The 25,645-nt window shown below is 59.0% G+C and carries 25 protein-coding genes, 1 tRNA gene and 1 pseudogene; 14 read left to right on the top strand and 13 right to left on the bottom strand.

All coding sequences use genetic code 11. From position 1 onward, the window contains the following. Positions 1-22: 22 nt before the first annotated feature. The 3 genes from PVA48_RS10565 to PVA48_RS10575 are packed head-to-tail and all read right to left on the bottom strand — an operon-like array spanning position 23 to position 1,877. Positions 23-967, bottom strand: a complete 945-nt coding sequence (locus PVA48_RS10565; RefSeq protein ID WP_022397491.1) for a M28 family metallopeptidase — start codon at positions 965-967, stop codon at positions 23-25. 23 nt (positions 968-990) lie between these two features. Continuing rightward, positions 991-1,134 (bottom strand): hypothetical protein, encoded by a 144-nt coding sequence (locus PVA48_RS10570; RefSeq protein WP_423231713.1) that lies wholly within the window; start codon positions 1,132-1,134, stop codon positions 991-993. Next, the gene (locus PVA48_RS10575; protein WP_423231714.1) at positions 1,104-1,877 is read right to left on the bottom strand and encodes a ParB/RepB/Spo0J family partition protein; all 774 of its coding nucleotides are present in this window, start codon (positions 1,875-1,877) and stop codon (positions 1,104-1,106) included. The genes PVA48_RS10570 and PVA48_RS10575 overlap by 31 nt, the downstream gene beginning before the upstream one ends. 368 nt (positions 1,878-2,245) lie before the next feature. On the opposite strand from PVA48_RS10575, the gene PVA48_RS10580 reads away from it, so the two are divergent. Both PVA48_RS10580 and PVA48_RS10585 read left to right on the top strand, forming a co-directional pair. Continuing rightward, positions 2,246-2,572 carry a hypothetical protein gene (locus PVA48_RS10580; RefSeq protein ID WP_022397489.1) on the top strand — a complete coding sequence of 109 codons (327 nt, stop codon included), beginning with the start codon at positions 2,246-2,248 and terminating at the stop codon, positions 2,570-2,572. A 103-nt stretch (positions 2,573-2,675) separates the two neighbouring features. Then, complete coding sequence (locus tag PVA48_RS10585) at positions 2,676-3,059, top strand: hypothetical protein (RefSeq protein ID WP_022397488.1); 384 nt, start codon at positions 2,676-2,678, stop codon at positions 3,057-3,059. A 144-nt stretch (positions 3,060-3,203) separates the two neighbouring features. Here PVA48_RS10585 and PVA48_RS10590 read toward each other — a convergent pair whose 3' ends face one another. The 4 genes from PVA48_RS10590 to PVA48_RS10605 all read right to left on the bottom strand — a co-directional run bounded on the left by PVA48_RS10590 (position 3,204) and on the right by PVA48_RS10605 (position 7,374). After that, complete coding sequence (locus PVA48_RS10590) at positions 3,204-3,785, bottom strand: putative peptidoglycan-binding domain-containing protein (protein ID WP_249853073.1); 582 nt, start codon at positions 3,783-3,785, stop codon at positions 3,204-3,206. A 782-nt stretch (positions 3,786-4,567) separates the two neighbouring features. Further along, positions 4,568-4,642 (bottom strand) — tRNA-Thr (locus PVA48_RS10595). A 94-nt stretch (positions 4,643-4,736) separates the two neighbouring features. Further along, positions 4,737-6,878: a DNA gyrase/topoisomerase IV subunit A gene (locus PVA48_RS10600; RefSeq protein WP_249853072.1), complete on the bottom strand. Its 2,142-nt coding sequence runs from the start codon at positions 6,876-6,878 to the stop codon at positions 4,737-4,739. A 115-nt stretch (positions 6,879-6,993) separates the two neighbouring features. Next, on the bottom strand, positions 6,994-7,374 hold the full coding sequence (locus PVA48_RS10605; RefSeq protein WP_022397485.1) for a hypothetical protein: 381 nt from the start codon (positions 7,372-7,374) through the stop codon (positions 6,994-6,996). 374 nt (positions 7,375-7,748) lie between these two features. On the opposite strand from PVA48_RS10605, the gene PVA48_RS10610 reads away from it, so the two are divergent. Next, positions 7,749-9,443: a hypothetical protein gene (locus PVA48_RS10610; RefSeq protein ID WP_423231715.1), complete on the top strand. Its 1,695-nt coding sequence runs from the start codon at positions 7,749-7,751 to the stop codon at positions 9,441-9,443. Then, a complete protein-coding gene (locus PVA48_RS10615) occupies positions 9,332-10,066 on the top strand; it encodes a hypothetical protein (protein WP_423231716.1) in 735 nt (244 codons plus the stop codon). Before PVA48_RS10610 ends, PVA48_RS10615 begins: the two co-directional genes overlap by 112 nt. A 360-nt stretch (positions 10,067-10,426) precedes the next feature. Here the strand turns inward: PVA48_RS10615 and PVA48_RS10620 are convergent, their stop codons facing one another. The 5 genes from PVA48_RS10620 to PVA48_RS10640 all read right to left on the bottom strand — a co-directional run bounded on the left by PVA48_RS10620 (position 10,427) and on the right by PVA48_RS10640 (position 16,642). Further along, positions 10,427-11,677, bottom strand: coding sequence for a ferrous iron transporter B (locus PVA48_RS10620; protein ID WP_022397483.1), 1,251 nt, complete (start codon positions 11,675-11,677; stop codon positions 10,427-10,429). Positions 11,678-11,827: 150 nt separating this feature from the next. After that, on the bottom strand, positions 11,828-12,316 hold the full coding sequence (locus tag PVA48_RS10625; RefSeq protein ID WP_102729135.1) for a hypothetical protein: 489 nt from the start codon (positions 12,314-12,316) through the stop codon (positions 11,828-11,830). Positions 12,317-12,335: 19 nt separating this feature from the next. Next, entirely contained in the window at positions 12,336-13,916 is a 1,581-nt protein-coding gene (locus tag PVA48_RS10630; protein WP_102729134.1) for a sulfatase family protein, read from the bottom strand. A gap of 96 nt (positions 13,917-14,012) precedes the next feature. After that, positions 14,013-15,287, bottom strand: coding sequence for an AI-2E family transporter (locus PVA48_RS10635; protein WP_022397480.1), 1,275 nt, complete (start codon positions 15,285-15,287; stop codon positions 14,013-14,015). A 35-nt stretch (positions 15,288-15,322) separates the two neighbouring features. Next, the gene (locus tag PVA48_RS10640) at positions 15,323-16,642 is read right to left on the bottom strand and encodes a PDZ domain-containing protein (protein WP_146024333.1); all 1,320 of its coding nucleotides are present in this window, start codon (positions 16,640-16,642) and stop codon (positions 15,323-15,325) included. Positions 16,643-16,807: 165 nt separating this feature from the next. On the opposite strand from PVA48_RS10640, the gene PVA48_RS10645 reads away from it, so the two are divergent. The 9 genes and pseudogenes from PVA48_RS10645 to PVA48_RS10685 all read left to right on the top strand — a co-directional run bounded on the left by PVA48_RS10645 (position 16,808) and on the right by PVA48_RS10685 (position 24,977). Then, positions 16,808-18,052: a serpin family protein gene (locus PVA48_RS10645; protein WP_423231717.1), complete on the top strand. Its 1,245-nt coding sequence runs from the start codon at positions 16,808-16,810 to the stop codon at positions 18,050-18,052. A 64-nt stretch (positions 18,053-18,116) separates the two neighbouring features. Next, positions 18,117-18,512 (top strand): Minf_1886 family protein, encoded by a 396-nt coding sequence (locus PVA48_RS10650; RefSeq protein WP_022397477.1) that lies wholly within the window; start codon positions 18,117-18,119, stop codon positions 18,510-18,512. Positions 18,513-18,526: 14 nt separating this feature from the next. Then, positions 18,527-19,581, top strand: a pseudogene (locus PVA48_RS10655) (agmatine deiminase family protein). Next, complete coding sequence (locus PVA48_RS10660) at positions 19,578-21,170, top strand: NAD(P)/FAD-dependent oxidoreductase (protein WP_102729132.1); 1,593 nt, start codon at positions 19,578-19,580, stop codon at positions 21,168-21,170. The pseudogene PVA48_RS10655 and the gene PVA48_RS10660 overlap by 4 nt, the downstream one beginning before the upstream one ends. Positions 21,171-21,347: 177 nt before the next feature. After that, positions 21,348-21,953 carry a hypothetical protein gene (locus PVA48_RS10665; RefSeq protein ID WP_022397474.1) on the top strand — a complete coding sequence of 202 codons (606 nt, stop codon included), beginning with the start codon at positions 21,348-21,350 and terminating at the stop codon, positions 21,951-21,953. Between the two features lie 236 nt (positions 21,954-22,189). Next, positions 22,190-22,759: a hypothetical protein gene (locus PVA48_RS10670; protein WP_146021208.1), complete on the top strand. Its 570-nt coding sequence runs from the start codon at positions 22,190-22,192 to the stop codon at positions 22,757-22,759. A gap of 143 nt (positions 22,760-22,902) precedes the next feature. Continuing rightward, positions 22,903-23,559: a hypothetical protein gene (locus PVA48_RS10675; protein WP_423231718.1), complete on the top strand. Its 657-nt coding sequence runs from the start codon at positions 22,903-22,905 to the stop codon at positions 23,557-23,559. 166 nt (positions 23,560-23,725) lie between these two features. After that, positions 23,726-24,124, top strand: a complete 399-nt coding sequence (locus tag PVA48_RS10680) for a hypothetical protein (RefSeq protein WP_102729129.1) — start codon at positions 23,726-23,728, stop codon at positions 24,122-24,124. A gap of 220 nt (positions 24,125-24,344) precedes the next feature. Then, the gene (locus PVA48_RS10685) at positions 24,345-24,977 is read left to right on the top strand and encodes a hypothetical protein (protein ID WP_022397470.1); all 633 of its coding nucleotides are present in this window, start codon (positions 24,345-24,347) and stop codon (positions 24,975-24,977) included. 31 nt (positions 24,978-25,008) lie between these two features. Here PVA48_RS10685 and PVA48_RS10690 read toward each other — a convergent pair whose 3' ends face one another. Next, positions 25,009-25,200, bottom strand: coding sequence for a hypothetical protein (locus PVA48_RS10690; protein WP_215709487.1), 192 nt, complete (start codon positions 25,198-25,200; stop codon positions 25,009-25,011). Positions 25,201-25,315: 115 nt separating this feature from the next. On the opposite strand from PVA48_RS10690, the gene PVA48_RS10695 reads away from it, so the two are divergent. Next, complete coding sequence (locus PVA48_RS10695; RefSeq protein ID WP_215709488.1) at positions 25,316-25,618, top strand: hypothetical protein; 303 nt, start codon at positions 25,316-25,318, stop codon at positions 25,616-25,618. The last annotated feature ends 27 nt before the right edge of the window (positions 25,619-25,645 follow it).

Genomic DNA, 25,645 nt, shown 5'->3' on the forward strand with positions numbered 1-25,645 from the left:
GTTGGGGATTCAGGCCTGGTTGTCAGGTAGAGGGCGGGTCGGGCAGCAGCTGGCGGAGGATATGCAGGGTCATTTCTCCGGTTTGCTTGAAGGATTTCTCACCCAGAATGCCTATGTTGTCCTTGGACGTGTGCCACCAGTTGCCGTCCTGAAAATCGTCGATGATGTTCAGCGTATCCATGCCGAGGTCCATGAAGGGGACGTGGTCGTCCAGAATGGCGTAGCCGGAGACCCCCCATTCCTCCGGTGAATAGCCCAGTTCACGAATGGCGCGGGAATAAACCCGGTACATGGACTGGGGCGTCATGACCGGGATGCGTATCTTTTTTCCCTGCCGCCCCACCATGTCCAGGTTGATCATCCACTTGGGCAGCGGCTTCCGCATGGCGGCGGCATAGTGCTTGGAGCCGTACAGGCCGTCGTCACTGTCCATGTGTTCCGCAAAGCTCTCTTCTCCGTCAAAAAACACCAGCTCCAATTCCCCGGCGCGCGCGGGTTCCCCGGCCAGGATGCGGGCCGTTTCCAGAATGGCCGCTGCGCCGGAAGCCCCGTCATTGGCCCCGGTGAAGCCGGCAATGCCCTGCTTGGTGTCGATATGGCAGGTCAGCAGTCCCCGGACCGGAGCCTGGAAATCCGGCGCCTTGCCAAACCGGGCCCGCAGGTTGACGAACTGGATGGGGCCCTTGGACGTTTCCTGTTCAAAGGATTGCTCCTGGCAGGTCCAGCCGTGTTTGGCCAGTTCCTTCTTCAGGTAGTCCAGTTGCTGGCGGTAGCCTGGAGTGCCGGAACCCCGGTCCCCCATCTCCGTCATCCGGGCGGCGTGGAACATGGCGTTTCCTCCGTTGAAGTGGGTTGTTTCCTGGAGCCGGGCGGGAATGGTTTCCGCACCCGGAAGGGGCGTTTCCACGGGATTTCCGCACTGCATCAGCAGGGCCGTGAGCAGGATGAGTCCGATGCGGGGCGTCATGGGAAAAAGACGGAGTGGAAGGTTTACTTGGAAGCGGACCATTCATCCTGGCCCAGAAGTTCAAGAATGCGGACGAATTCGGCCTTGCTGGAAAAGGTGATCTCAATGGAGCCCCGGCTTCCCTGTCCGGAAATATTTACCGGCGTGCCGAATTGTTTGGCGAGCACGCTGGAAATCTTCTTGTACTGCGGGGAGGAGGGCTTTCTGGCGGAGCCGCCGGTTCCGGAGGATTGAGAAGCTTCTGGATGGCTTTCTCCGTCTGGCGCACGGTGTAGCCCTTGTTGACGATGTCGCGCCCGAGCTGGATTTGCTGGTCCTGGTTCTTGAGGGACAGGAGCACCTTGGCATGTCCCACGCTGATGAAGGCGTTGCCCAGCATGTCCTGGACCGCCTGGGGAAGATCCAGAAGCCGCATGCTGTTGGCTACGGCGGCGCGGGATTTGCCTACCCGCTTGGCGATGTCCCCCTGCTTCATGCGGAATTCCGTTTTCAGGCGCATGTAGCCGGAGGCCTCTTCCAGCGGGCTGAGGTTTTCACGCTGGAGGTTTTCAATCAGCGCCAGCTCCAGCACGTCCTTGTCGGAAGCCTTCCGGATGATGGCGGGCACGGTGGACAGGCCCAGGATGCCGGAAGCGCGCCAGCGCCTTTCCCCGGCAATGAGCTCATACTTGCCGCTTTCCGTTTTCCGGACGATCAGCGGCTGGATGATGCCGTGCTCCTTGATGGAGTCCACCAGCTCCGCCAGTTGTTCCGGGGTAAAGATGGCGCGCGGCTGGAGGGAGCTGGGAATAATGGAGGCATGGGATAATTGATGCACAACGTCTCCCGCCTGGGGAGCCGCCAAGGATTCACGAGACAGATTTTGATTGATAAGGGCGTCAAAGCCTTTCCCCAGAGCCGGTTTTGCCATAGCAGGGAAGAAACTAGCATGAACCGGTTCCGTTTTCAACAGGGTATTTGTTATCCGCAGCGGAAATTCCCGCTTGTGCGGCCGGTTTCATCCTCCATGTTCCCGGACGTGTCAGGCGTGTTGCGCCCCACCCCGCGGGCAGGTCAAAGATGGCGGTGCCTTGAACGGCCCGCTGCCGCCGCGCTGGTTTCCGGCAGGCTGCGGATATCCTGTCCCGTGCAGGGCAGGGGGCGTTTCAAGGCCATGAACCAACAAATGAACGAGATGAACAGCAATGAACAATCCTGCCATGGCGCGGGCTTTCCCTGCGGAACCGCTGCGGCGCAGCGCGCACCTGAATTCCTTGAACCCCTTGCCCCCGCCCGCCGATGAAGCTCAATCTGACGGAAGAACAAAAGAAAGCCGCTCTGGAAGCGGGAAAGCAGGGCATGAAAAACGCCTATGAGAAAAGCAAGTACCGGCCCGGATTGACGTGGTGGGAACGCCTCCTGTGGGTGGTCCTGGCGGGAGCGGCCTATGCGGCGTCCTCCCTCCTTTCCGGCTGCGGGCATACCATAGACGTGACTGCGGAGCGGACGGAGATATGCAGGGATGGCGCCTGCCTGGTGCTGGAACCGGGGCGCCTGTCCTATTCCCAGGCCCAGCCGGAGACGGAGGTACAGCCTGTGATCCAGAGAATCCGGAAAGGCAAATGATTCCGTGCCGTCCGGTCCGCAACCTGCCGGGACAAGCGGTTCTGCATGAGCTGTCCCGGCGGGAATTGCGGAAGTGAATGGCCTGTGGCGAAAGGGGGATGGCATGAACGCTTTATCAGCCGCCGCCGCCTATTATCTGGCTGCGGGCAGGAGGGAAGAAGAGATGGATGAGGATGGGCGCTGCCAGGATGTCTATGTCCGTACCCCGGAGCTTGTCCTGATGGCGCGCCGGGTGGATTCCTCCGCTCCTTTCGGCAGGATTATCGATGTCCGCTGCCGGTTTGAACCGGAACGGTGCGACGCCTGGCATCTCCATTTTCTGGCGGGAGAGGTGCGGGAACTGTTGACTTATGAACGGGAAATTCTTTCCCTGCCATGGATTCTGACCCAGCATGGCAAGCGCGGGGACGGGCGGCTGATGAAGTTGTCTTCTTCCCGGTTCTGCCGCCTGCTGGCGGCGTCTGCGGTTGCCGGACCGCTCTCCTGACCCTGTTGAAGAAACGGAAGCATCCATGCGGAAAACCGCATGGATGCTTTTGTTGCATGCTGGAGGACGCCCTGATGAAAGCATTCTAGGCATTCAAAGGCGCCGGCCGTTTCCCGGTTCGCGGCATTTCTGGTGAAAGTCCTGCTAGGCCAGGGCGGCGGCGAACTCGTAGGCATTTTTACAACGGTTCCGCCAGCCATTACCGAAGGTGCTGAACTGCCTGCATGAACAATAAAACGACTCGCGTCGCTCGTAAAGGCTGTCAAGGAGTTTGCGTTCTCCGGATTCTGCAAGAACGGTTTGCAGCGTTTGCCGGGTTTGTTTTCCGGGAATGCCGTCCACGGCAATTCCGGCGCCGTGGTCGTTCAAGGCTCGCTGCAATATCTTCCCGGTGTTCTTGCTGCCGGAATTGAAATAATGGTCCCGCAGGAAGAACTCAATGCCCGGATGGGCGTCAGAACCAATCCAGGAACGGACGGCGGCGGTATTGTCCAGAATATATTGAAGACAGCCTTCCCAGGCTTCTTCCTGTTTTCCGGCGTCAAGCAAGGCTTTGAGGCGGTTGAATACGGCGGGTTCAAAGCCGTCGCAGATGCCGCAGATTTCCCACTTGCCGCCCTTGTCAGCGGCAGGAAGGCGGGAAACGCGCAGGGAGGCCGGCCCGGTGACGCGATCGTCTTCAAAGCGGAGAATGGCCGCAGCCATCTTTTTTTCTGTAGTATTCATAGGTTCCAATAATGGTGGAGGTTCGGCGGACCTGCAATGAATGCGTCTTCAAGGGGGGAATGGCTTTTTGACCTGCCGTTTTCCATCAATGAACGGTCCGCCGCTTGAGCTGCATGCACGGCTGCCGGGGATAAATGAGGCGTCTCCGGAGCGGTTTGATGCGTCCCTGTATGGGGGTGCCGTTCTTTCCCCGGCGGCGCTGGGCCCTTTATTCCTAGGCTATTCATGAACCATTGAAAACAAAAAGCATAACGCCTGAAATTCACAAAACCCGGTGAGGGATAGTGATTCCTTCCATTTCCGGAGATTGGCGGCATTAAAGACGCCGTGGAATCGTTTCCGGATATTCCCCGGACTCTGGGAGCCATTCAGGAAAGTGGCGCTCCTCTCCGAAGCATGGCACAGGGGGTTTCCGCGACTGCTTCGGTGCACCCGGAATTTATTATGCGCAAAAAGGATGATTAAGTCTTGCGTCCCGTTGGGAATGGTGCCACTGTCAAAGGACTTTACGTTAGGATACTTCGCCCCTTGGCCTCTGTGCCAGGGGGCTTTTTTATGAATGCGGCCCGTCGTGTTCCGGATACTGCGGGCAGTATGAACTCCTGGCTCCGTTTCCGGTTCAGGATGGGCGTAACCGGAAACGGCATGCCGCGCATTCCCGTTTCAGGACAAATCCGGAGGGAACGGCCTTTTCCGTTTTGACGTGCGGCCTGACGTGGGACTGGGTTCTCCCTGGCAAGAAAAAGAAAACCCCTCAAGCGGTGAACTTGAGGGGTTTATAATGGAGCCGCTTGTCAGATTTGAACTGACGACCGTCCGCTTACAAGGCGGGTGCTCTACCACTGAGCTAAAGCGGCGTGGTGAATGAGGTGGCCCATATCTACAGAAGATGGCCCATGGTGGCAAGCCGAAAATGGGGTGGCAGGCATGGCGCGCCTCATTTTAACCGCTTCAGGAGTCAAACAGGGAGCCCTGCTCCAGTGCCGGTCCGGCAGGAGGTTCCTCCGGTCCGGGAGATGTTCCGGCCTGCGGCGTCTCCGTATCCGGAACGGACGTGTTTTCCGCCTGTTCCGTGGCAGCGGAAGGGGAGGGCGTTTCTTCCTCCGTTTCCTCGTCTCCGGTTTTCGCCGGGGGCATGATGCGGGAGACGCGCTCCACCGGATGTTTGGTAATGATGTTGCCTTGGACCCCGCGGTTTTTAATCCTCAGGTCCGCGAAGTGGAAGGGCCTGACCAGGTTGCGGAGCTTCAGCACGGCCTTCAGATAGACGTTCACGCTGATCTGGGAGCTGTTTTCCTCCGTTTCATGCACGGAGAAGTGGAAGATGCGCGTTCCCTTCGCGCCGCGGGTGAGCGGGTATTCCTTGTCCCTGGTGAAACCGCCTATGCGGAAGCGCTTGGCGTACACGGGGCCGTCCCTTCCGTCCCGGTAGATCAGGTTGAACACGGGGTCATCATCCTTCTTGATGACGGAAATATAAAGGGGGTTTTTACCGGCGAAGAATTTGTCCTGAATCCGCACGATCTTGAGCACGCCCGTGCTGTCGATGACCAGCACGTCGTCCAGCGTGGAGCATTTGCAGACGGGGTTTCCCTTCTTGACGCCGTACCCGGCGAAGCCTTCTTCGTCAATATACAGCGTTTCATTGGCCACGGCCACCTGGGCGCGGTCCACGGAGCCGAAGGAGGAGATTTCCGTTTTCCTGGGATAGGCTGCGCCGTACTTCTTGCGCAGGGCTTCAAACCAGCGGATGGTGAATTTGGTGAGCTGGCTGAGATTCTTCTGCGTCTGTTCAATGTCCGCTTCAAGCTGCCGGATGTGCTGGTCCGCCTTGAACGCGTCAAACTTGGAGATGCGCTTGATTTTAATTTCCGTCAGCCGCACCAGGTCGTCCCTGGTGATGGGCGCGCGCAGCTGGGCGGCAAACGGCTGCAATTCCCGGTCAATGGTGCCGAGGACTTCCTCCCACGTCTCGGAATCTTCAATGGAGAGGTAAATGCGGTTTTCAATGAAAATCTTTTCCAGGCTTGCCTGGTGCCATGCCTCGTTCAGTTCCTTGAGGCGTATTTCCTGTTCCTGGCGCAGGATTTCCCTGGTGGAGTCCGTGTTGTAGCGCAGGATGTCGCTCACGCACATGAACCGGGGCTTTTCCTCCACGATGACGCAGGCGTTCGGGGAGATGCTGACCTCGCAGGCGGAGAAGGCGAACAGGGCTTTCCTGGTCTGCTCCGGGTCCACTCCGGCCGGGAGATGCACCAGGATGTCCACGTGCTGGGCCGTATTGTCCTCGATGCGGGCTATTTTGATCTTCCCCTTTTCCGCGGCGGAGACGATGGTATCAATCAGGATTTCCGTGGTGACCCCGAACGGAATTTCCGTGATGCGGAGAAGCTTCTTCGATTCCGTGAGGATGCGCGCCCGGATGCGGACGCGCCCTGTGCCGCGTTCCCCGTCCCGGTAGTTGGTGGCGTCCATCACGCCTCCGGTCGGGAAGTCCGGCAGAAGCTGGAAGGGCTGGCCGCGCAAGTGCGCGATGGAGGCTTCAATCAGTTCGTTGAAATTGTGGGGAAGAATTTTGCTGGAAAGGCCTACGGCAATGCCTTCCGCTCCCTGGGCGAGGAGCAGGGGGAATTTGACGGGAAGGCTGACCGGCTCCTTGTTCCTGCCGTCATAGGAAAGCTGCCATTCCGTGACCTTGGGGCTGAAGACGACCTCACGGGCGAAGGAGGTGAAGCGCGCTTCAATGTAGCGGGAGGCCGCCGCGGGATCCCCGGTCAGGATGTTGCCCCAGTTCCCCTGCGTGTCAATGAGCAGCCCTTTCTGTCCCAGCCCCACCAGCGCGTCCGCAATGGAGCGGTCGCCGTGCGGGTGGAATTTCATCGTGTCCCCCACGATGTTCGCCACTTTACTATAGCGCCCGTCGTCCAGCCGGTCCATGGCGTGCAGGATGCGGCGCTGCACGGGCTTGAACCCGTCATTGATCTTGGGTACGGCCCGTTCCAGGATGACGTACGAGGCGTAATCCAGAAAGTAGTCGGCATACATGCCTTCCACGGACTGGCTCGCGGGAGCAATGTGGGCGGGTTGAGTCACGGGCGCAAATATTAAAGGAATTGTTCCGGAGGGGCAAGTGCGATCTCCGGAAAGAAAATAACCGGCCTTCCGTTAAGGAAAGCCGGTTACCGGAAAAAGGAATGGCTAAACGCAATCAGGCCTGTTTGGCCGTAAGTCTGTTTTTGAGTTCCTCCGCTTCGGCGCGCAGGGTGTCGAGCTTGGTTGTCTGGGCTTCAAGGTCGGCGATTTCTTCCAGGACTGCTGCCAGGCGGCGCAGGTCCGCGGGCTGGGCCGCAGCGAGAGGCTGAGCTTTGGGAGCGGCTGTATTTTTGGTGCCGGGCTTGCGGCCGCGCTTGGCCTTGGTGGCCTTCATCCAGCTTGAAATGGTTACCGTGCTGATGCCGAAGCGTTCAGCGGCTTCCTTCTGGGCGCCTCTTTTGTTCTGAGTTTTCCGTTCAGCGATGAAGTCAAGAACGGATTGTTTTTCTTCAGGCGTATAGCGCCTCTTGTTTTTGGTGCTGTCGTTGGAGTTCATGATATTGACGAGTGGCTATTTGTTTAATCAAAGGTCCGTAGGGTAGCAAGCAAAAAGAGCAAGTATTTTGACATAATTTAAAAGACTGTTTAAATATAGGGGGCATATTGTTGACGTTCAGAGGTAATATGCTTATTTTATTCATGATTTTTATTATTTAAAATTTGAATTGTTTAACATTCCGTGCAAGGGCGCTTGCGGGATGTTTAAACGCTTTTTTATTTTCTGCGCCGCATGAAGTCTTTTTCCCTGAATTCCTTGTTGAATCAGGAGTTCCGGAGAATTTCGCGTCCCTTCGTCAGTCCGGATTTTGAGATTGCAGGAGCCGGAGGGATCGTGTAAAATCGCCCCAATCTTCCAGCCATTTTATCATCATGACCGACCAGCCAGAAACCCCGTCTTCTCCAGAGGCTCCCAAATTACGCCGCCGCCTGGTAACGGCAGCCCCTGCGGCAGCGCCCAAAGTAAAGTTTGCTTCCCCCGCCGCGGAAGGCGTGGAAGTTGCCAAACCGCGTTTCCTCACTCCTGAATTGCAGGCCAAGCTGGCCCAGGAACAGGAGGAAGCCGCGCGCCGTGCCGCAGAACAGGCGGAGGCGGACAGGATTGCGGCGGAAAAGGCGGCAGCCGAGCAGGAGGCCGCCCGCATCGCTGCGGAAAAAGAGGCGGCCAGAATAGCCGCCGAGGAGGAAGCCGCCAGAATCAGGGCGGAGCAGGAGGCCGCGGAAGCCGCTCGCATTGCCGCGGAGAAGGAAGCGGCCCGTGTGGCGGCGGAAGAGGAAAGGGCCCGTCTTGCTGCGGAACAGGAGGAAAAGGAAGCCGCTTCCCAACCATTGCCCGGTCCGGCGGTGGATGCCCAGATTCAGGATGCCCTTGCCAAGGTGGCGGAGGCCCAGAAAGCCCTGGCGGACGCGCAGGCCGCTGCCCTGGCGCAGGCCGCCGGCGTGGCTCCCGCTGCCGTTCAGGCGTCTGAACCGGCTGCTCCGGCGTCTGCCGCGGCTTCCACAGGCTCCATTCCCAAATTGAAAGTTTTAAAGACTTCCCCGGCTCCTGCCCCGGCGGAGGAAGCCCCTGCCGCCGCCCCGGCGGAAAGCGCCGTGCCCCGGTTGAAGGTGCTGAAATCCCCTGTGGGGACCGCGCCCGTTCCTTCCGTGGCGTCTGCCGCGGCTTCCCAGCCCGTGGCTGCCGCATCCGTTTCTCCCACCGCCAGCGTTCCTCTTGCGGGCACGGGCGGCATCCAGCCGCCTGCCGGCACGGAAACCACCCGGGAAATGGTCGCCTCCGTGGATAAATCCAAATCCCTGCTGAGGGGCGTCATTTACGGGGTATGCGCCCTGGTGCTTGCCGCTGCCGGGGTAGGAATTTATGCTTGGCATACCAACAGCAAGAAAGACCAGGTGGAAGGGGAAAACGCGCGCCTGAATGCACTGGTGGTGGAAGGCGGCAAACTGGGCCGCAGCCGCCTGTTTGATTCCAAAAATCTCAGCCGTGTTCCGGACGTGAAGGTGGTGCCCAATGCGGAGGACGCCGCCCTGCTCCTAGCCAATGTGAGGGGAGCCAAGGGAAACCGGGAAAACTGGCCCGGCGCCGCCCACCTGGTTTCCATCATGGCCCAGATGGATGACAACATCGCTCGCCAGGTGGTGGAAGACATGAAGAAAAACGTCGGCAGGTACAGCAAGGAGAAATACTCCATGATGGTGACGCTGCTGGCCAAATCTTCCAGCCCCGCCATGCGCGACATGCTGAAAGACCTGTACGCCTCCATCAGTGATAGCAAGAACAAGAAAATTCAGGACAAGCAGGCCGTGGTGCTCAAGTACATGCGCTTTGCCATGAAGCTGGACGACCTGGACGACGTCATGAAGATTCTCCAGCAGAAGGATGCTTCCCAGGATTTGGTTTCCTCCGCCTTCCGCACGGCCCGCTACCTGATTGACGAAGCCCCCCGGCCAAGCGCATGGCACTCTCTTCCAAGCTGCTCCAGTACCAGAAGAACATGCCGGAGGAAAACGTCAAGGTCCTCTACAAGCTGCTGGCCCGCACCGGCGATCCCAAGGTGCTGGACATGATGGAAAAGAGCTACAAGGAAGACCCCAAGAAGGCGCTCGCCATCATCACCGCCTGGGGGGACTGGAACACGGATGACGCCGTTCCGTACCTGTTCAAGGCGTGGAAGGATGAATCCCTGCATGAACGCGTGCGTTCCCAGGCCCATGATTCCATTCTCCGCGTGCTCTCCGTGGACCGTGACCGGGATGACAACGCCACGCTCAAGCTGTTCGAGCCCTTGATAGCGGACGCCAAGACGAGCGAACGCCGCCAGTTCCTGGTTTCCGCCTTCAAGAGGCTCAGCAACCGCCCCTATGTGATCCGCCTGCTGGGCCGCATCAAGCAGACGGCGGAAGACCACAGGAATGTGGTGGAACCCAAGTTCCAGGCCGCAGAGGAAGCCCTGTTCAAGGCAGAGGACAAATTCAAGGCCAACCCGAACGATGCCGCCGCCAAGGCTGATTATGAAGCCAAGGAAAAAATCTATAATGAGCTGGCCAGCCAGAAAACCGGGGAAGACAAGGTAATTACGGCGGTGGACAAGGCCCTGGAAAAGGTCAGGAAGACGCCTGTGCCCACCAGGAAGGCCGCTTCCTCCGATGACAGGGAGGACGACGAATCTTCCGTCATCAAGACGATTTAAACGGCTTCATCGGCCGTATTCGGAACCGGAGGGAGGACAATCCCTCCGGTTTTTGTATGTAAGGGAATTCCCTTCGCTGCCGGAAACGAGGTTTCCTTGTTCCCGGTACACGATGGGCTCCTCCCTGGGAACAAGTGGCTCTTGCTTCTTGCCAGCGGTGGCAAAAAACGGAAGAAGGAAAGCTCTCTTCCGTTGACTGTGAAGCCAGAGCGAATCCGAAGGCCGGATGGCCTTCGCTCCCAGGAGGGGGGCCAGTAGCGTTGCCGGGAAGGGACGGACTTTCCAGGGGCGTATGGCATTTCCCCGCCATTCCGGCCTGCCGGAAATATTTCCTGCCGCCGTTTTTTCCGCATCCGGCTCTTACAGGAACAGTCCTGTCTGGTACACCAGCGTAGCTGTCAGAAACCCCAGCAGGGTCAATCCACCGAATTGCGCCAGAGCAAACCACCAGGTGCCAGCTTCCCGTTTGGCGACGGTGACGGTGCCGATGCAGGGGAGGGCGATCAGGCAGAACATCATGATGCTGATGCCCTGGAGGGGGGTGTAGCTGGCTTTAAGGCGGGCGTTCAGGGTCTGCTGGGCTGCCGGGCCGGAGTCCCCGTCCTGCACCGCATAGAGAATGCCCATCTGGGTGACGAAGATTTCCTTGGCCGCAAAAGCGCCCAGAAGAGCGGAATTGATCTTCCAGTCAAATCCGGCCACTTGCGTGACGGGTTCCATCCAGTGGCCTATTTGTCCGGCGTAGGAATGTTCCATGGCCGCTGCCGCATTCGGCGCGGTTCCTTCCTCCGGCCTGGGGTAGGTGTTCAGGAACCACAGGATGATGGAGGCCCCCAGAATGAAGGTTCCCGCCTTCCGGACGTACATGAAGGCCCGCGACCACATCAGGGCGCCCACCTTCCGCAGGGAGGGGAGGCGCAGGCGCTTCATGTGGTGGAGAGAGTCCCTCTGGGCGGTCTTGAAGAGCGTGTTTTTCAGGAGCCGGGCGCAGCACAGGGCCAGAAGGACGCCGCTGGCGTAAATCCCGAACAATACGGTGGCCTGCAGGCGGGAGGGAAACAGGGCGGAGACGAACATCATGTAAATCGGCAGGCGACCCGCGCAGCTCATCATGGGCAGGACGGCGATGGTGACCAGGCGGTCGTTGCGCGCTTCAATCCTCCGGGTGGACAGGATGGCGGGAACCGAGCAGCCGAAGCCCAGCAGGAGGGGGGCAAAGCTGCTGCCGTTCAGGCCCATGATTTTCATGATGCGGCTCATGAGGCGGGAGACCCGCATCATATATCCGCTGTTTTCCAGCAGGGTGATGGCTCCGAAGAGCAGCACCACGTTGGGAAGAAAGGCCAGCACGCCGCCTACGCCGCCCACCACGCCTTCCCCCAGCAGGGATTGCAGGCGGGGCCACGGTTCCAGCATGCGGCAGGCCCAGATGCTGAACATCTGCGTGCCTGTCTGGATGAGCCTGACCAGAGGGTCGCCGATGGCGAAGCTCAGGAAGAAAATGATGTAAACGATGCACAGGAAGATAAGGGAACCCCATATCCTGTGCATCAGGACGGCGTCCAGCCTGGTTCTCCACCTGTTGTCCTGCGCCTCTGCCTCCCGTTCCATAAATTACCGGGGAGTAACTTAGAACCTGCGAATTTGACAGGCAAGCTTAAAATCCCGGATTTGCGGGAAGGCGGCCGGGCCGTTTGGCCGGCTTTGAGCCGGTGCCTGTTCCGGATTGTTTCCCAGGGAACTGCGGAAGCCCGGCTTCTGCTAGCGACGCATGGCCGCAAGCCCCTGAATGAACAGAATGGCCGCCGTGCAGCCGAAGACCATGGAGGGCAGGCGCTGGAGCATATATAGCGGGTCCGTGGAGTCGTTCCCGTAAGAGGGGAAGATGAAAGCCATGACCAGTGCAATCAGGGCCAGGCCCCATGCCAACCAGGACACGGCGGGGACGGCAGTGCCGGAGCCAGCGGCAGTGAGCCGGGAGCGGCTTGTTTCCCTGAGGTCGCGCCCATCCGCGTCCCGTCCGGAAGAAGCCGGCTGCTTTTTCTTGACGGGGGGCAGGGATGCCGGTGTTTTTACGGCGTTTTCCGGTTTCTGCCCGGAGGGGGAAGAGGGGGCTTCCCCAAAGGGAAGCCCCGTTTTAACGTGAATCAGTACGCCGCACGCCGTGCAGTGCATGCCGGCTTTTTCATCCAGCCCGGCCGGGTAGGTATACCCGTGCCCGCACAGGGAGCATGTGGCGGATTCTCTCATGATTCAGGCTGAATGGGTGTTAGTCGTCCAGCGGAAGGAGGTCCGCCCTGTCGGCCTTGGTTTCCGGCCTTTGGCGGATTTCCTGGAGCTTGGCTTTCATCTGCTCGCAGATGTCCGGATGCTGGGCTGCTACGTTGTTGAGTTCCTTCGGGTCCTTTTCCAGGTCGAACAGGCTGCCGCCTTCCGGGGACTTGGTCATTTTCGCTCCCAGTCCGTTGATCCCGTCGCGGATGGCTACGCCGGCGGGAATGAACTTCCACTTGCCGTGGCGGATAGCCAGAGCCTTGCCGGTGCTGTTGATGACGTGGTAGTCGCGTCCCTTGGCGGATTTGCCCAGGAGGGCGGGGATCACGTTTTCAGAGTCGCGGAAGGAATTGGCCTTACCGGGTTCCAGAAGCTGTTCCAGGGAGGCGGCCAGGTCCATTTGGTTGAACAGGGCCTTGCTCGTCACTCCGGGTTTGACTACTCCGGGCCATTTGACGATGAACGGAATGCGGGAGCCACCTTCCAGAATGCTGTATTTGCCGGCGCGGAAGGGGCCTGCCGGGGAGTGGGTGGCGTTGTCCCGGACGGCAAAATCCTTGTAGCCGTCGTCCAGCACGGGGCCGTTGTCGCTGGAGAAGATCACCAGGGTGTCCTTTTCCAGTCCGGCTTTTTGTAGGGCTTCCGTGATGCGGCGGACGCAGTCGTCCAGTTCCACGGTAACGTCCCCCCGCACGCCATGCTGGCTCTTGCCCACAAAGCGTTTTTCCGGGCAGCGCGGCACGTGGATGTCATGCGTGGCGAACATCAGGAAGAACGGTTCCTTGGCCTTGGCGCTCTTCTGGATGTATTCAATGGCCTTGTTCGTGATCACATCCGCGTTTTCCTCATCCTTCCACAGGGCGCTCTTGCCGCCCTTCATGAAGCCGATGCGGCCGATGCCGTTGATGATGGCTTGGTTGTGCCCGTGGCTCCACATGAGTTTGAGCTGGTCCTTGTTGTCCTTCCCGTTCGGAAGACCGGGGAAGTTGTGCTGGTAGGACACTTCAATGGGGTCGTTCGGGTCCAGGTTGCGGACGTTGCCGTTTTCCAGAATCACGCAGGGAACGCGGTCGCCCGTGGCGGCGAAGATGAAGCTTTCATCAAAGCCGATTTCGTTAGGGCTGGGGGCGATGTGCTTGTTCCAGTCAATCTTCTTTCCCTTTTCCCCCAGGCCCAGGTGCCACTTGCCCACCATGTAGGTTTTATAGCCGTGGGATTGGAGCATCTTGGGCAGCGTGGGCTTCTTGGTGTCAATAATCAGGGCGGCGTCCCCCGGCAGAATGCCCGTGCCTTCCTTGCGCCAGGGATATTCCCCGGTGAACAGGGCATAGCGGGAGGGAGTGCAGACGGAGGTGGTGGAATAGGCGTCCGTAAAGCGGACGCCCTGCTTGGCAAGCTTGTCAATGGAAGGGGTGGGAATCCCCTTGGCTCCATAACAGCCTACGTCTCCATAGCCGAGGTCGTCAGCGTAAATCATGACGATGGCTTTGGGCGGCTTGACCTGGGGCGTGGTGGCGGCCGGGCAGGCCGCTGCCGCCGCCAGGGCAAGCATCAGGTGTAATGCGGGTTTGTTCATGTTGTCAGGTGTGTGGTGTTGCGGTTGATCAAAAGATGGTTGGAAAAATGCCGGGATTCTGCCGGGGGAAGGGCCGCGCGGTCTTGACTGGCGCTTTTAATGAGGCTCCTCCGGCGGCGGCAGGGGCTCCGTCATGGGGCGCATGCTGGCATTCTGCCAGATGTAACGCTTGTAGAGAACCTTGATGGCGGCCGTCAGCGGGACGGCCAGCAGCGCGCCGATCAGGCCGCCCAGGATAAGCGTCCAGATCAGCACGGAGAACATGACCGTGAGCGGATGAAGCTCCACGGAATCCCCCACGATTTTCGGCTGGATGACCCATCCGTCAAACTGGTTGACGGCCAGGAAGATGCCGGAAACGATCAGCACGTGCTGGAAGTCTCCCCACGTAAACCAGGCCAGCAGGACCGCGGGAATGAAGGCGGTGATGATGCCCAGGTAGGGCACGATGCCCAGCACGCAGACCGCCGCGCCGATGGTGACGGCGTACGGCAGGCCGAGCAGTTTCAGGCAGATGGCGATCAGGATGCCTTCAATGATGCTCACCAGCATCTGGCCGCGGAAGAAGGAAATCAGGTATCCGTTGATTTCCTCCATGGTGTCCACCACGTCCTTTCTGAATTTGGAGGCCTTCAGCGGCAGGATGCTGGGCCATTTCTCCCTGATCTTATCCGCTTCCAGCAGAAAATAAAAGGCGAAAATGGGCGTGATCAGGATGCTCACCATGATGCCTATGGTGCTGTAAAGGGCCCTTCCGCCGGAAGTGAGCCAGCTCATCAGCTTGTCCTGGTAAAAGGAGGAATTGATGGTCATGTACGCCCCCAGTTTTTCCCGGGCGGTCCGGGCGTTTCTCAGGTCGTGGACCTCCGCGTCCGTATAATGGCCGGTATTCAGTTCCCGCAGGCTGGTGCTGTAAACGCTGTCAATGGTGCGGGAGATGAAGGGAATTTCAATGGTGGAGTCAATCAGCTCGGAGGTCTTGTCCCAGAGCTCCATCCGGTTGTCGATCAGCTCATCCGTCTGCCGGATCAGGGGAGGGAGGATAGTGGCGCCGAAGCCCACCAGGACGGCCAGAGCCGCGAACATGACCGTGACCACGGCCCAGGGGCGGGAGAATCTGAAGTGCACCAGCCAGGAGACGATGGGTTCCAGCAGGTAGGCCACCACGGCGGCAATCAGGATGGGCAGGAGCACCGGTTCCAGAAAGCCCAAGAGTTTCACCACTTCAAAGATGACGAAGGCCGCGATGCACAGCATCACCAGGATGGCGACGCCCGTCAGGGCGTACCAGCAGGTCTTTTTCTGGAAGGGTGAGGGAATGCGGCAGTCGCCGGCGGCTTCCTGTGAATCCTGTTGCTGTGCGTCGTTCATGCCGGTGGTAGAGAGATGGCTGGATAGGGGCTGGCTCAGGCCGCGGGGGTCTTGTCCGTTTTCCCGTCAGGCGCGAGGGCGGCCTCCTCTGGAGTTTCCGTCGCGGCGGGCGCGGGCTGCTGGTCTCCCGCGGCATCCTGGGGCTGTTCCTTTTCCTCCTGCTGCTTGACGTGGTTTTCAAACTCCTGCTCCGTAATGGCCTGGGGCGTGGGGTAATAATCCCCGGCAGGGGGCGCGGCCGGAACTTCCCAGTGAATGCGCACCAGTCTGTTCCTGCGCTGGACCACAACGCTTGCCTGTGCCCCCCGCTGGGTGGTGACATATTCTACGAGGTCCGGATACGGATTCTTTCTCCCATTGATGGAAACGAGCACGTCCCCCGTTCTGAGGCCGGCGTCCCACGCGGGCGACCATTCGGCCACGTAAGCCTTCATGGGGCCGTTCCCGTTGCGGTCCTGGATGAAGGTGCCCCCCATCAGGTTGAAGGAGGAGGGCGCGGGCATCCGGTGGCTGGTGGAGCTGAAATAAAGGGCGTTCCCCGGGCCGTCCAGCCAGAACTGGCGCGCGGCCAGCGCGCCGTAGCCCAGGATGATGTCGATGTCGTCGGGAATGCCCATCACTTCCGGATTGGCGAAGCTTTCGCAGAGCAGGATGTTCTTCAATTCCAGGGGGCCGAGCTGGAAGGAGCTCACGTGCATGCATTCATGGGCGTAAAAGCCGCCCGCGGCGGGGCTGTAGCCGGAATAAACGCTGACGAACGCGTCCGGATAGGCCTGCTTGATGGCGTTCCAGCGTTTCTTGGAGATGTAGACGGCATGGGGCGCGCCCGTATCCAGAATGATGCGCCGGCCGTGCTTGTCCGCAATCTGCGGGTAGTCGGAACCGGGTATCAGGGAAAGCTTGTGCCAGCTCCGTATTTTGGAGGGCAGTTTGTTGAAAAAGCGGTGGGAGCGTTTGGGATAGTTGATGTTCCACACGTACTTCCGGATGCACTCCCAGCCCAGCAGTCCGTCATACGGCGCCTGGTCCACCATCACCACGTCCTGCTTCCGGGAAATGGGTTCTCCGTCATCCTTCAGGGAAACGGGCACATTGGCCGTGCGCATGGCGCCCCTGCCGCGCAGGCGGGCGCCGATGGATTCCACCGCGGGGGAGAAAAGCAGGGACGTCTGGACCGCTCCCGTGTCCACCCCCATCATCAATTGCGTTCCGGAGCTCCACGCCAGGGCCACGGGGGTGCCGTCCAGCGGGTTGGCCGCGTCAATGGGCGGAGAACTGCTGTCCTGGATAGGCCGGTGCGATACGCAGGAAACGCACAGCATGGTTGCCAGAAGCATGATGGAGGGACGAAACATAAAGCATTCCATTCATAACAAACGGACCAGAGGCTGGCAAGGTTTCCTTCCTGCTTATGGAGCTTTTTGGCGGCATCAGTCCGTAAAACTTGCCACGATGTATCTATCTGATAAGGTAGAAGTATGATATTCAGGACTTTGGCATATGTGTTTCTTCTGGGCTCCGTGTCATGGGCGGATATTCCGCCTGCTCCGTCTCCCGGTGTTTCCGCTCCTCCGGAGCTGCGCCTGTTCCGGGCATGCATGGAGAAAAGCGGCGGCAGTGTCATGATTTCCCCTTTTTCCCTGTATGAAGTTCTCCGTTACATGCTTCCGGGAGCGGCGGGGGAAACGGAGAAGCAGATGGCGGCCGTATTGCCCGGAGACGGAAAAATCAGGAGGGACTGGACTTTTCTGTCTGGTGATTTTTCGCGCTCGCTGCGCTGTTATTCCGCCAACCGCATTTTTGCAGACCGGTCCGTGGAGTTGAAAGACGCCTATAAAAAGGCCGTGGGGCCGGATGCCGTGGCTCAGGCGCCCTTCCGGGAAAACATGGCGGAAGCCGTGCGGCAGGTGAACGCCTGGGCGGCAACGAATACGGGAAACCGCATCAGGAATCTTCTGAATCCGCAGCGGATGAGTGACCGGACGGTGCTTGTGCTGGTGAACGCCATGTATTTGAGGGCGTTCTGGGACAGTAAATTTGAAGGGCGGGACACCGCGCCGCGGACCTTTGTCCGGGAGGACGGCTCTGCCTGCCAGGTGCCCATGATGAAGCAGCAGGTATTCACGGAGGGGAGGTCATGGCCCCGGCAGGGAGGAATGTATTATGAAAAGGACGGCGTGCGGGGGGCAAGCCTGTTCTTTACGGGAGGGAAGGGCGCGCCCGTTTTCATGGCCGTTCTTCCTCCGGAGGGGAGGAAGATGAAGCAATTCATTGACGGGATGACCGGAGAGGAATGGAACGGCATCCTGTCCTCCCTGTCCGCCCGGGATGCCGCGGAGGAAACGCGGAAGCCCGGCGGAAAGCCCCTGGAGCAATATTCCAGATACCATCTGCGGCTGCCGCGTTTCTCCCAGTCTTCCCCCACGCTTTCCCTGAAAAAGGCCCTGGAGGCGCTGGGAATGAAGGACGCGTTTACCGGCCGCGCCGATTTTTCACGGATGGGGAGCTGCGCGCCGGAGCCGTTGAAAATCCATGGCGTGTACCAGAAATGCGCGGTCAGAGTGCGGGAGGAAGGGCTGGATGCGTCCGCTTCCACTGCCGGGGAGATGGATCCATTTGCCGGCGCTCCTCCCCGCGGCAGGGGGCCGGAGATCGAATTCAACCGTCCTTTCCTGTGGCTCATTTACAGCCCGGAGGACCGGGCCGTGCTGTTCATGGGAACTTATGAAGGGCCGGAATGCGGGAAAAAGGAAGGAAAGCCGTGAAGTTTGCGCGCTCCCAAAAATCTTGATTTTCACAGGGGCCCGTATAGGGTAGGGGTGAGCCGTTATGACCACCCCTACGTTTGAAGATGCCGTGAGCCGCATTGTGCGGAAGGATCCCCGTTTTGCGGAACGGGCGTATTCCTTTCTGAAAGATGCGCTGGATTTCACCATGCAGCGCATTGAAGAGCAGGAAAACGGCTCCCAGCGGCATGTCAGCGGGCAGGAATTGCTGGAAGGCTTCCGGGATTACGCCCTCGCCCAGTTCGGCCCCATGGCCTCCACCGTATTAAAGGAATGGGGGCTGAGAAACGGGAAAAATGTGGGAGAGATGGTTTTCCTGCTGATTGAGGAGGATGTGTTTTCCAAGCAGCCGGAGGATTCCCTGGACGATTTCAAGGGGTTCATGAGTTTCCGCAAGGCCTTTGAAGAGCCTTACGAATTCCAGGAGCAGCCCAGTTGACCCCCCGTACCGCCATGAGCAAGGAACCCGATGTACGCTGGCCCGCTGAATGGGAACCGCAGGACGCCGTCTGGCTCTCCTGGCCCCACCGCAGGGATTTGTGGCAGGGCGGCCTGGATGAATTGCAGCAGACCTACGGGCGCGTAGCCGCCGCCATTGCCCCGCATGCCCGCGTGTGCGTGAATGCCGCGGAACCCCTTCATCCGGGCATCAGGCAGGCGATGCAGGCCGCCGGGGTGCGGGAGGACCAGTACCGCCTGTTCAACCATCCGGCCAACGATGTCTGGTGCCGGGACCACGGCCCCGTCTTCGTGCAGGACATGGAGGACGGCTCCCTGATGCTGGCGGACTGGCAATTTAACGCCTGGGGCGGCAAATTTGCTCCGTGGGACCTGGACAACGGCATTCCCTCCCTGATCGGCGCTTCCCTGGGGCTTCCCGTGCGCAGCTCCTCCATGGTTCTGGAAGGGGGCGCGATTGAAGGCAACGGGGACGGCCTGCTGGTGACGACGGAATCCGTGCTGCTGAATCCCAACCGCAACCCGGAATGGAGCCGTGCCATGATTGAGGAGGAATTGCGGCGCATGCTGGGCGCCAGGTCCATTTTCTGGCTCGGTTCCGGCATTGAGGGGGATGATACGGACGGGCACATTGACGACATGGTGCGCTTTGTGTGCCGGGATGCCGTGGTCTCCATCGTGGAGACGGACTCATCCTCCCCCATTACCGCGCCCTGGCGGAAAATAATGAACGCCTGCAGGATTTGAGGGGCGTGGACGGTTCCGGCGTGGAGGTGATTCCCCTCCCGATGCCGGACCCCCTCCATGCGGAGGACTGGCGGCTGGACCAGCTCCCGGCCAGTTACGCCAATTTCCTCATCGTGAATGAAGCCGTCATCGTTCCCGTGTTCAACCAGCCCCGGAATGACGACCGCGCCCTGGGCATTCTGCGGGAATGCTTCAGCGGAAAACAGGTAGTCGGCGTGGACGCCCGCAAGCTGGTGCTGGAAGGCGGAGCCATCCACTGCATCACGCAGCAGCAGCCTGGGCCGAGGAAGGAGGCCCCATGAACGGAGGGGAAGGCGTAACGGTGGATGTGATTCTGCCGATGGAGAAGGCCGGCGACGACCGCGCGCGCCGCGCCGCCGTGGCGGAAAAGCTGGGCATTTCCCCCTCCCGCATCAGGGAATTGCGGCTGGTGAAGGAATCCATTGACTCCCGGCAGAAAAACATTTTGTTCCAGCTTCGTCTGCTGGCGGGGGTGGACGGCCCGCTGCCTCCGGAAGAACCTCTTTCCCGGGACTATCCTCCCGTCAGGCCCGGCGCCCCGGTGGCGCTGATTGTGGGATTCGGACCTGCCGGAATGTTCGCCGCGCTCCGCTGCCTGGAGCTGGGGATGAAGCCCGTAGTTCTGGAACGGGGGAAGGCCGTCTCCTCCCGCCGGTTTGACCTGGCCCCCATCCTGCGGCAGGGCACCGTGATGGAGGATTCCAATTACTGCTTTGGGGAAGGCGGCGCGGGAACGTTCTCGGACGGCAAGCTGTTTACGCGCGCGACCAAGCGCGGCCCCGTGCGGGATGTTTATGAAATTTTCGTGGCCCACGGCGCGCCGCGGGAAATCCTGACGGACGCCCATCCGCACATCGGCTCCAACCTGCTGCCCAACGTCGTGAAAGCCATCCGGGAATCCATCCTGAGCGCGGGCGGGGAAATCCATTTCAACGCGCGGGTGGAGCATTTGCTCCGTTCCGCGGACGGCCGCCGCATACGCGGCGCGGTCTGTGCGGATGGCCGGGAATTTGCGGCGGACGCCGTTCTGCTGGCTACCGGGCACAGCGCGCGGGACGTGTACCGCATGATGCTGGCGGAGGGGCTGGCCCTGGAACAGAAGCCCTTTGCCGTGGGCGTGCGCATTGAACATCCCCAGGCGTTCGTGGATGCCCGCCAGTACCATCTGCGCCCGGACCGGAAACGCCCGGAACAGCTTCCGGCGGCGCGCTATTCCGTGACGACCACCATTCGGGACCGCGGCGTCCACTCCTTCTGCATGTGCCCCGGAGGCTTCATTGTTCCCGCCGCTACGGAAAATGACGAGGTGGTGGTCAACGGCATGTCCCTGGCCCGGCGGGATTCCCCGTTTGCCAACGCCGGCTTTGTGGTCAGCGTGCATCCGGAAGATACGGAATCCTTCTGCAGGGAGCACGGCGTGCTGGCGGGCGTGGCGTACCAGAAGGCGCTGGAGACCGCTTCCAGCCGCGCTGGCGGAGGCATGCAGAAGGCCCCGGCCCAGAAAGTGGAGGATTTCCTGAACGGGTGCGTTTCCTCCTCCCTGCTTCCCACCAGCTACCACCCCGGCATTACATCCCACCCCCTGCATGAACTGCTTCCGGGGGAAATCGTCTGGCGCATGCGGGAAGGGCTGCGGCAGTTTGACCATAAATGGCGCGGTTTTGCCGGGGCCTCCGCCCAGCTCATCGGCTGCGAGACGCGCACCAGTTCCCCCGTGCGCATTCCGCGGGACCCCGCCACGCTGGAGCATCCCGGGCTGGAAGGGCTGTATCCCTGCGGGGAAGGGGCCGGGTATGCCGGCGGCATTGTTTCCGCCGCCCTGGACGGCCGCCGCTGCGCGGAGGCCATGGCGCGGCAGATGTCCCGTTGAGGGATGCGGCGCTCCGTGAATCCCTTTTCAAGCTTTGCCGTGCAAATTCCGGCATTCCCGCCGTTGGCCTTGTAAAAACAGCCTTTAGTTCCGGAAATGATTGGGGCGTGCAAGACGGTAGGGAAGCGGCTGGAGGAACGGTATTGCCGGAATGCATGTTTGTGGTATGGTGTCTTCATGGGTAAGATGGTTCGTTTTCTGATCGTTTTAAGTTTATCGGGAATGGCGGCCGCCCAGGATATTGCTCCTCCCGCCGTGCCGGACTTGAACCGGGATACGGAGGAAGGAAGGGTGCGGGAAAGGAATCGTAAAGAAATTCGAAGCTTTCTTGCCCAGTTGTGCCTTGTCCGGAACCTTCCTTCCTTTGAAGTAATAATCAGAGGCGGCAACGGACTGGCTACGGAATTTTATCAGGTAATCCTGGAGGAATTCCCGGAAAATGCCCTGAAACGCTGTCCTGCGGATTTTCAGGAACTGGTCGTTGTAAAAAAGAGCAAGATACAGGAATTCCTGGACGGGCTTGAAAAGAATATTGTCTGGCCTTACGTGGCGGATGAAGAAGTGGCCGCCTTGCTGTTCAAGTACGGCTTGAAGGATGAAGAGGAACGGATTGCACGCTGGGTAACTTCCAGGCTGGGTTTCAGGAAAAGTGACACCCCCGCGTTTAAAGCCCGGCGCATCCGTGAACTGAAAGAGGAGATGGAGGCCGGGAAAGTCGTGGTTCCCGAAAATATTGGCGAGGCTGAGGAAATGGAGGACGGGGAGGTGATGGAAGATGTTTGAGAAGAAAGCCGTTATCTTCCGTTTTACCTCCTGCCCGGTGGCGGAATCTGCCCCTGGTGGAGCGAACGTGCGGAAAGCCGTGGAAGGGATGGATTGCTTTCCGCGGCTCCCATTCCGCAACGTGGAGGTTTTAAGTTTTCCCGGTGAAGACGTCCCGGAAACGTAAAATATTAAAGGAACAAGGGATTACCGCAGATTTCGAACGATCGGGAAGCCCCGCTGTCCAAAAGTGAACCATGAGAATGCCCCTGAACTTTTTATTGCTGTGCCCCGTGCTGTTTGCGCTGTCCGGTGCCGCCCAGGATGTCGGGGCGCCCGGAATGCCGAATGTGGATTTGGAAACGCCTTCCGGGCAGAAGCTGGCGGCGGAGAAGGCGACTATCCGCAAATTCTTCGTGCTGCTTTATTTAGCCGTTCTCCTGCCGGTCGTGGAAAACCAGGGCGAGGTATTCAGGGAAAAGGACCTTTATCCCCTGATACTGGCGGCTTTTCCTGAACAGGAATTGAAGGAATGCCCGCAAAAGCTCCAAAAGCTGATGAATGCCAGGGTTCAGGCTCTGAAAGAGGCGGCGGACGGAAAAAGGGATTTGCAGTCCGAGCCGTTTAATCCGGAAGACCCGGAGGTTCTGGCCTTTCTGGCGGAATACGGCATGGAGGACATGTGCCGCCAGGCCTTGAACTGGATGGAGCGGGAAGTCAACGCCCGCGGCAACATGGACCAGGACTCGTTTGCCCAAGCGTTCAAGCAATTTCGCGATCATGTCCGTTCAGGGCGCCTCGTCATGCCGGAGACGGTGGAGGAATAAGTCCGGTAGTTGTTCCGCTCCGGCGTTTTTCCGGAAGAAAGGGCAAGCCTGTTGCGGCGGATGCCCGGAATCCACGGCATCCGGCGTATGGGCGGCTGTGCGGGAAGGTCCATGAATGGGAAAAGAAGCGGCCCCGGCACGGAATGGCGGAAAACTTATTGCCCGCGGACGGTCCCGTGGTATGCTGTGAATATGGCTGGCATGAGTCGCTTTTTATTGATTGTTTTATTATTATGCGGGGCGTTCCCTCTTTCTCCCGTGCTCAGGATATTGCTTCACCGGGAATGCCTGTCGTTGATTTGGATTCCGAGACCGGGAAAAAAATTCAGGAGGAGCGTGCCGCCATATGCGGTTTTATGGTTGTACTGGTTTTGAATCAGATGATTTTAATGCTGGAAGAGGATCCTGCGGAGAAAATGGATCTGCAAAAGAGAATAAAACATTTTTGGGAGTTCATTCCCATGAACGCGCTTGCCCGGTGTCCGGAAGATTTCAGATGCGCAGTACGGCAATGGAAGGATACGTGTGAGAAAAAGATGGAGGAGTCTGGAGCCGTTCCCGGAGACTTGGAGATGGGTGCGTGGGAAGACGTACGCCTGCTGATGGAAAAATACATGGTGCAGGAGGCGATACAGCCGGTGATGGGTTGGATGATGAAGAAGGCGGGTATTTCTGCCCTGGAGATGGAGGATGGCGCCGGCAAAAAGGAAATGCTCAAACGTCTTAAAGGAATCAAGGAAAAGCTGGAATCCGGAGAAGTGGTTATTCCTGCGGAAATCATGCAGAAGCAGGAGGGATAGAAGCTGGGCGGCGAGAGGAGGAAGAGCAGTTTTTACCGGGCAGCCCCCCTCGTTGCCTTCAGGGCGTTTGCTGTGGTTGCTGCGGACCTGCCTGTCTGGTTTTCCGCAGTAGCGGACAGGGAGAATAATGTTGACCGCATGTGAAGGGCTCCTGTAACGTGGTTTCATGTTAAGTCTGTTCCGGCGGGTGGTGGTTTCTGCATTCCTGACGGCGTTCCCCGCCATGTCCCAGGATGTGGCGGCGCCTTCCATGGCGAACGTGGATTTGGAGACGGAGGAAGGGAAGGCCCTGGAACGGTATCAGCAAGCCATTGACCGGGTGGAAATGCTGGGATGCGTTCTGGGAACGATGATAAGGCTGGAGATGAAAGGCCGGGAGACACGGGAAATCGTGGCCGCCATGATTGTTCGCATGAACTCTGCGCCGCCTCCCCGGATGCTGGAGTTGTGCCCGCCTGATTACCGGAAAACCTTTGAGGCGTGCAGGGAAGAATCCGCCAGACTGCTGGACAGGATGAAGACGGAAAAAATGGATGATGAACAATTCGACAAGGTTTTTAAGTAATATTGCAACCGATGCAATGAAATGAATGCTCCCATGATGGAAAAATACCGTTTGAGGGAACGCAGTTCTCTTTTTTCCGGATGCTGGAAAGCAAGGTGATAGGATTGAACAGGGAGGAGCGCATGAAGGCGCTTCAACGAATGAAGGACGACCTGATTGCCGGAAAGCTGAAAATTCCAGGGGAAAATGAAGGAATGGAAGAAGAAACCGGATTGATAAGATGATGCTGAATGTAGTTTTCTGTGCAGTTCTGGCATGGGCATGCTGGCTGGGAATGGTGCGGGGGCAGGATGTTGCTTTTACGCAGGAACCGTCCGTGCGGGAGGCGCAGAGTGCGGAGGAAAAACTGTTCAGGGACCGGGACGCCATTATCCGGCTCATGATGTGGAGCATGCTGTATCTGGAGAAAAGGGCGCCGCTGCTGGACCGGATGCCGATGGAGGGCGTGCACCGCGCTTTTTTGGAATCGTACATAGCCGTTCCCGTCAGACTGGTGGAGGAATGTCCCCCGGATTACCGCAAGGTGTTTTGGCTGGTGGATGCCATGAGCAAGGCCTTTCTTCAGCGTATGGAAAAAGAGAAGCTGGCGGGAAAGGAATTGATCCGGGAGTACGGCGTTTATGTTAAGGCATGCAATGAATTGCTGCTTCCCGTCGTTTCCCGGTATCCGCTTTCCGAAAGGTTTCAGCAGGTGGACCGGGAGCTCAGAAGGCAGATGAAAGCGGCCACAGACCGGGAAGCGCTCATCACGGCCCTGATGGAGCAGATGGAGGATGTGGAACGCAGTCTTCCTCCTCCGGAAAAAGAAGGGGCTGTCTCTCCGGAGAAAAAGTGTGGGGAGAAGGAGGAATAAGGATGGACTTTATCCCCGGCAGATGCTCTTATCAACTAATGATCAAGCTGATTTTAGCCGCAGGCTTGGCGGGCTGCTGCCTGGGAATGGCGCAGGGGCAGGATGTGGCGTCACCCTCCATGCCGAATGTGGACAGGTACCGGCAGACGCCGGAATTTGCCCGGGAACGTGCCGCCGTTGCCAGGTACATGTTTTTCTGGACCTTGTGCGGGCGGATTGCCATCCTGGAATCTGATATTAAGGGAAATGTTAATGCGGGGCTGCTTTGCAAGCGGCTGCTGAATCTGCTTCCTGAAAATATTTCAGCCGGGTGTCCGGAGATGTTCCGGAAAGAATGGATGGAGCATGTGGAAAAAATAAAAGCCGCGTTGAATGAAAATCCCGAATGGATGGAGACGCCGCAAGGGAAAAAGGAATGTGCTGCGATAGAGGCTGTGATGAAACGCCTGGATGAGCGGTATGGAATAGAACGAGCGATTTATTTGTCCAATGAATGGCTTGATAAGCGGTTGGAGACCGGGAAAAGGAATGATGCCCCTGAAATATTCCTGAAGGATTTGCTCCGGTTGAAGAAGGATTTGGAGTCCGGGAAACTGGCTGTTCCTGTGGAGTTTATATCCCAAGAGAGGAAGGAAGGATGAGAAGGCTGGGCTTGTTGCTGTTTCCGG

Source organism: Akkermansia sp. JRP_AM1 (assembly GCF_049262625.1).
GTDB lineage: Bacteria > Verrucomicrobiota > Verrucomicrobiia > Verrucomicrobiales > Akkermansiaceae > Akkermansia > Akkermansia massiliensis.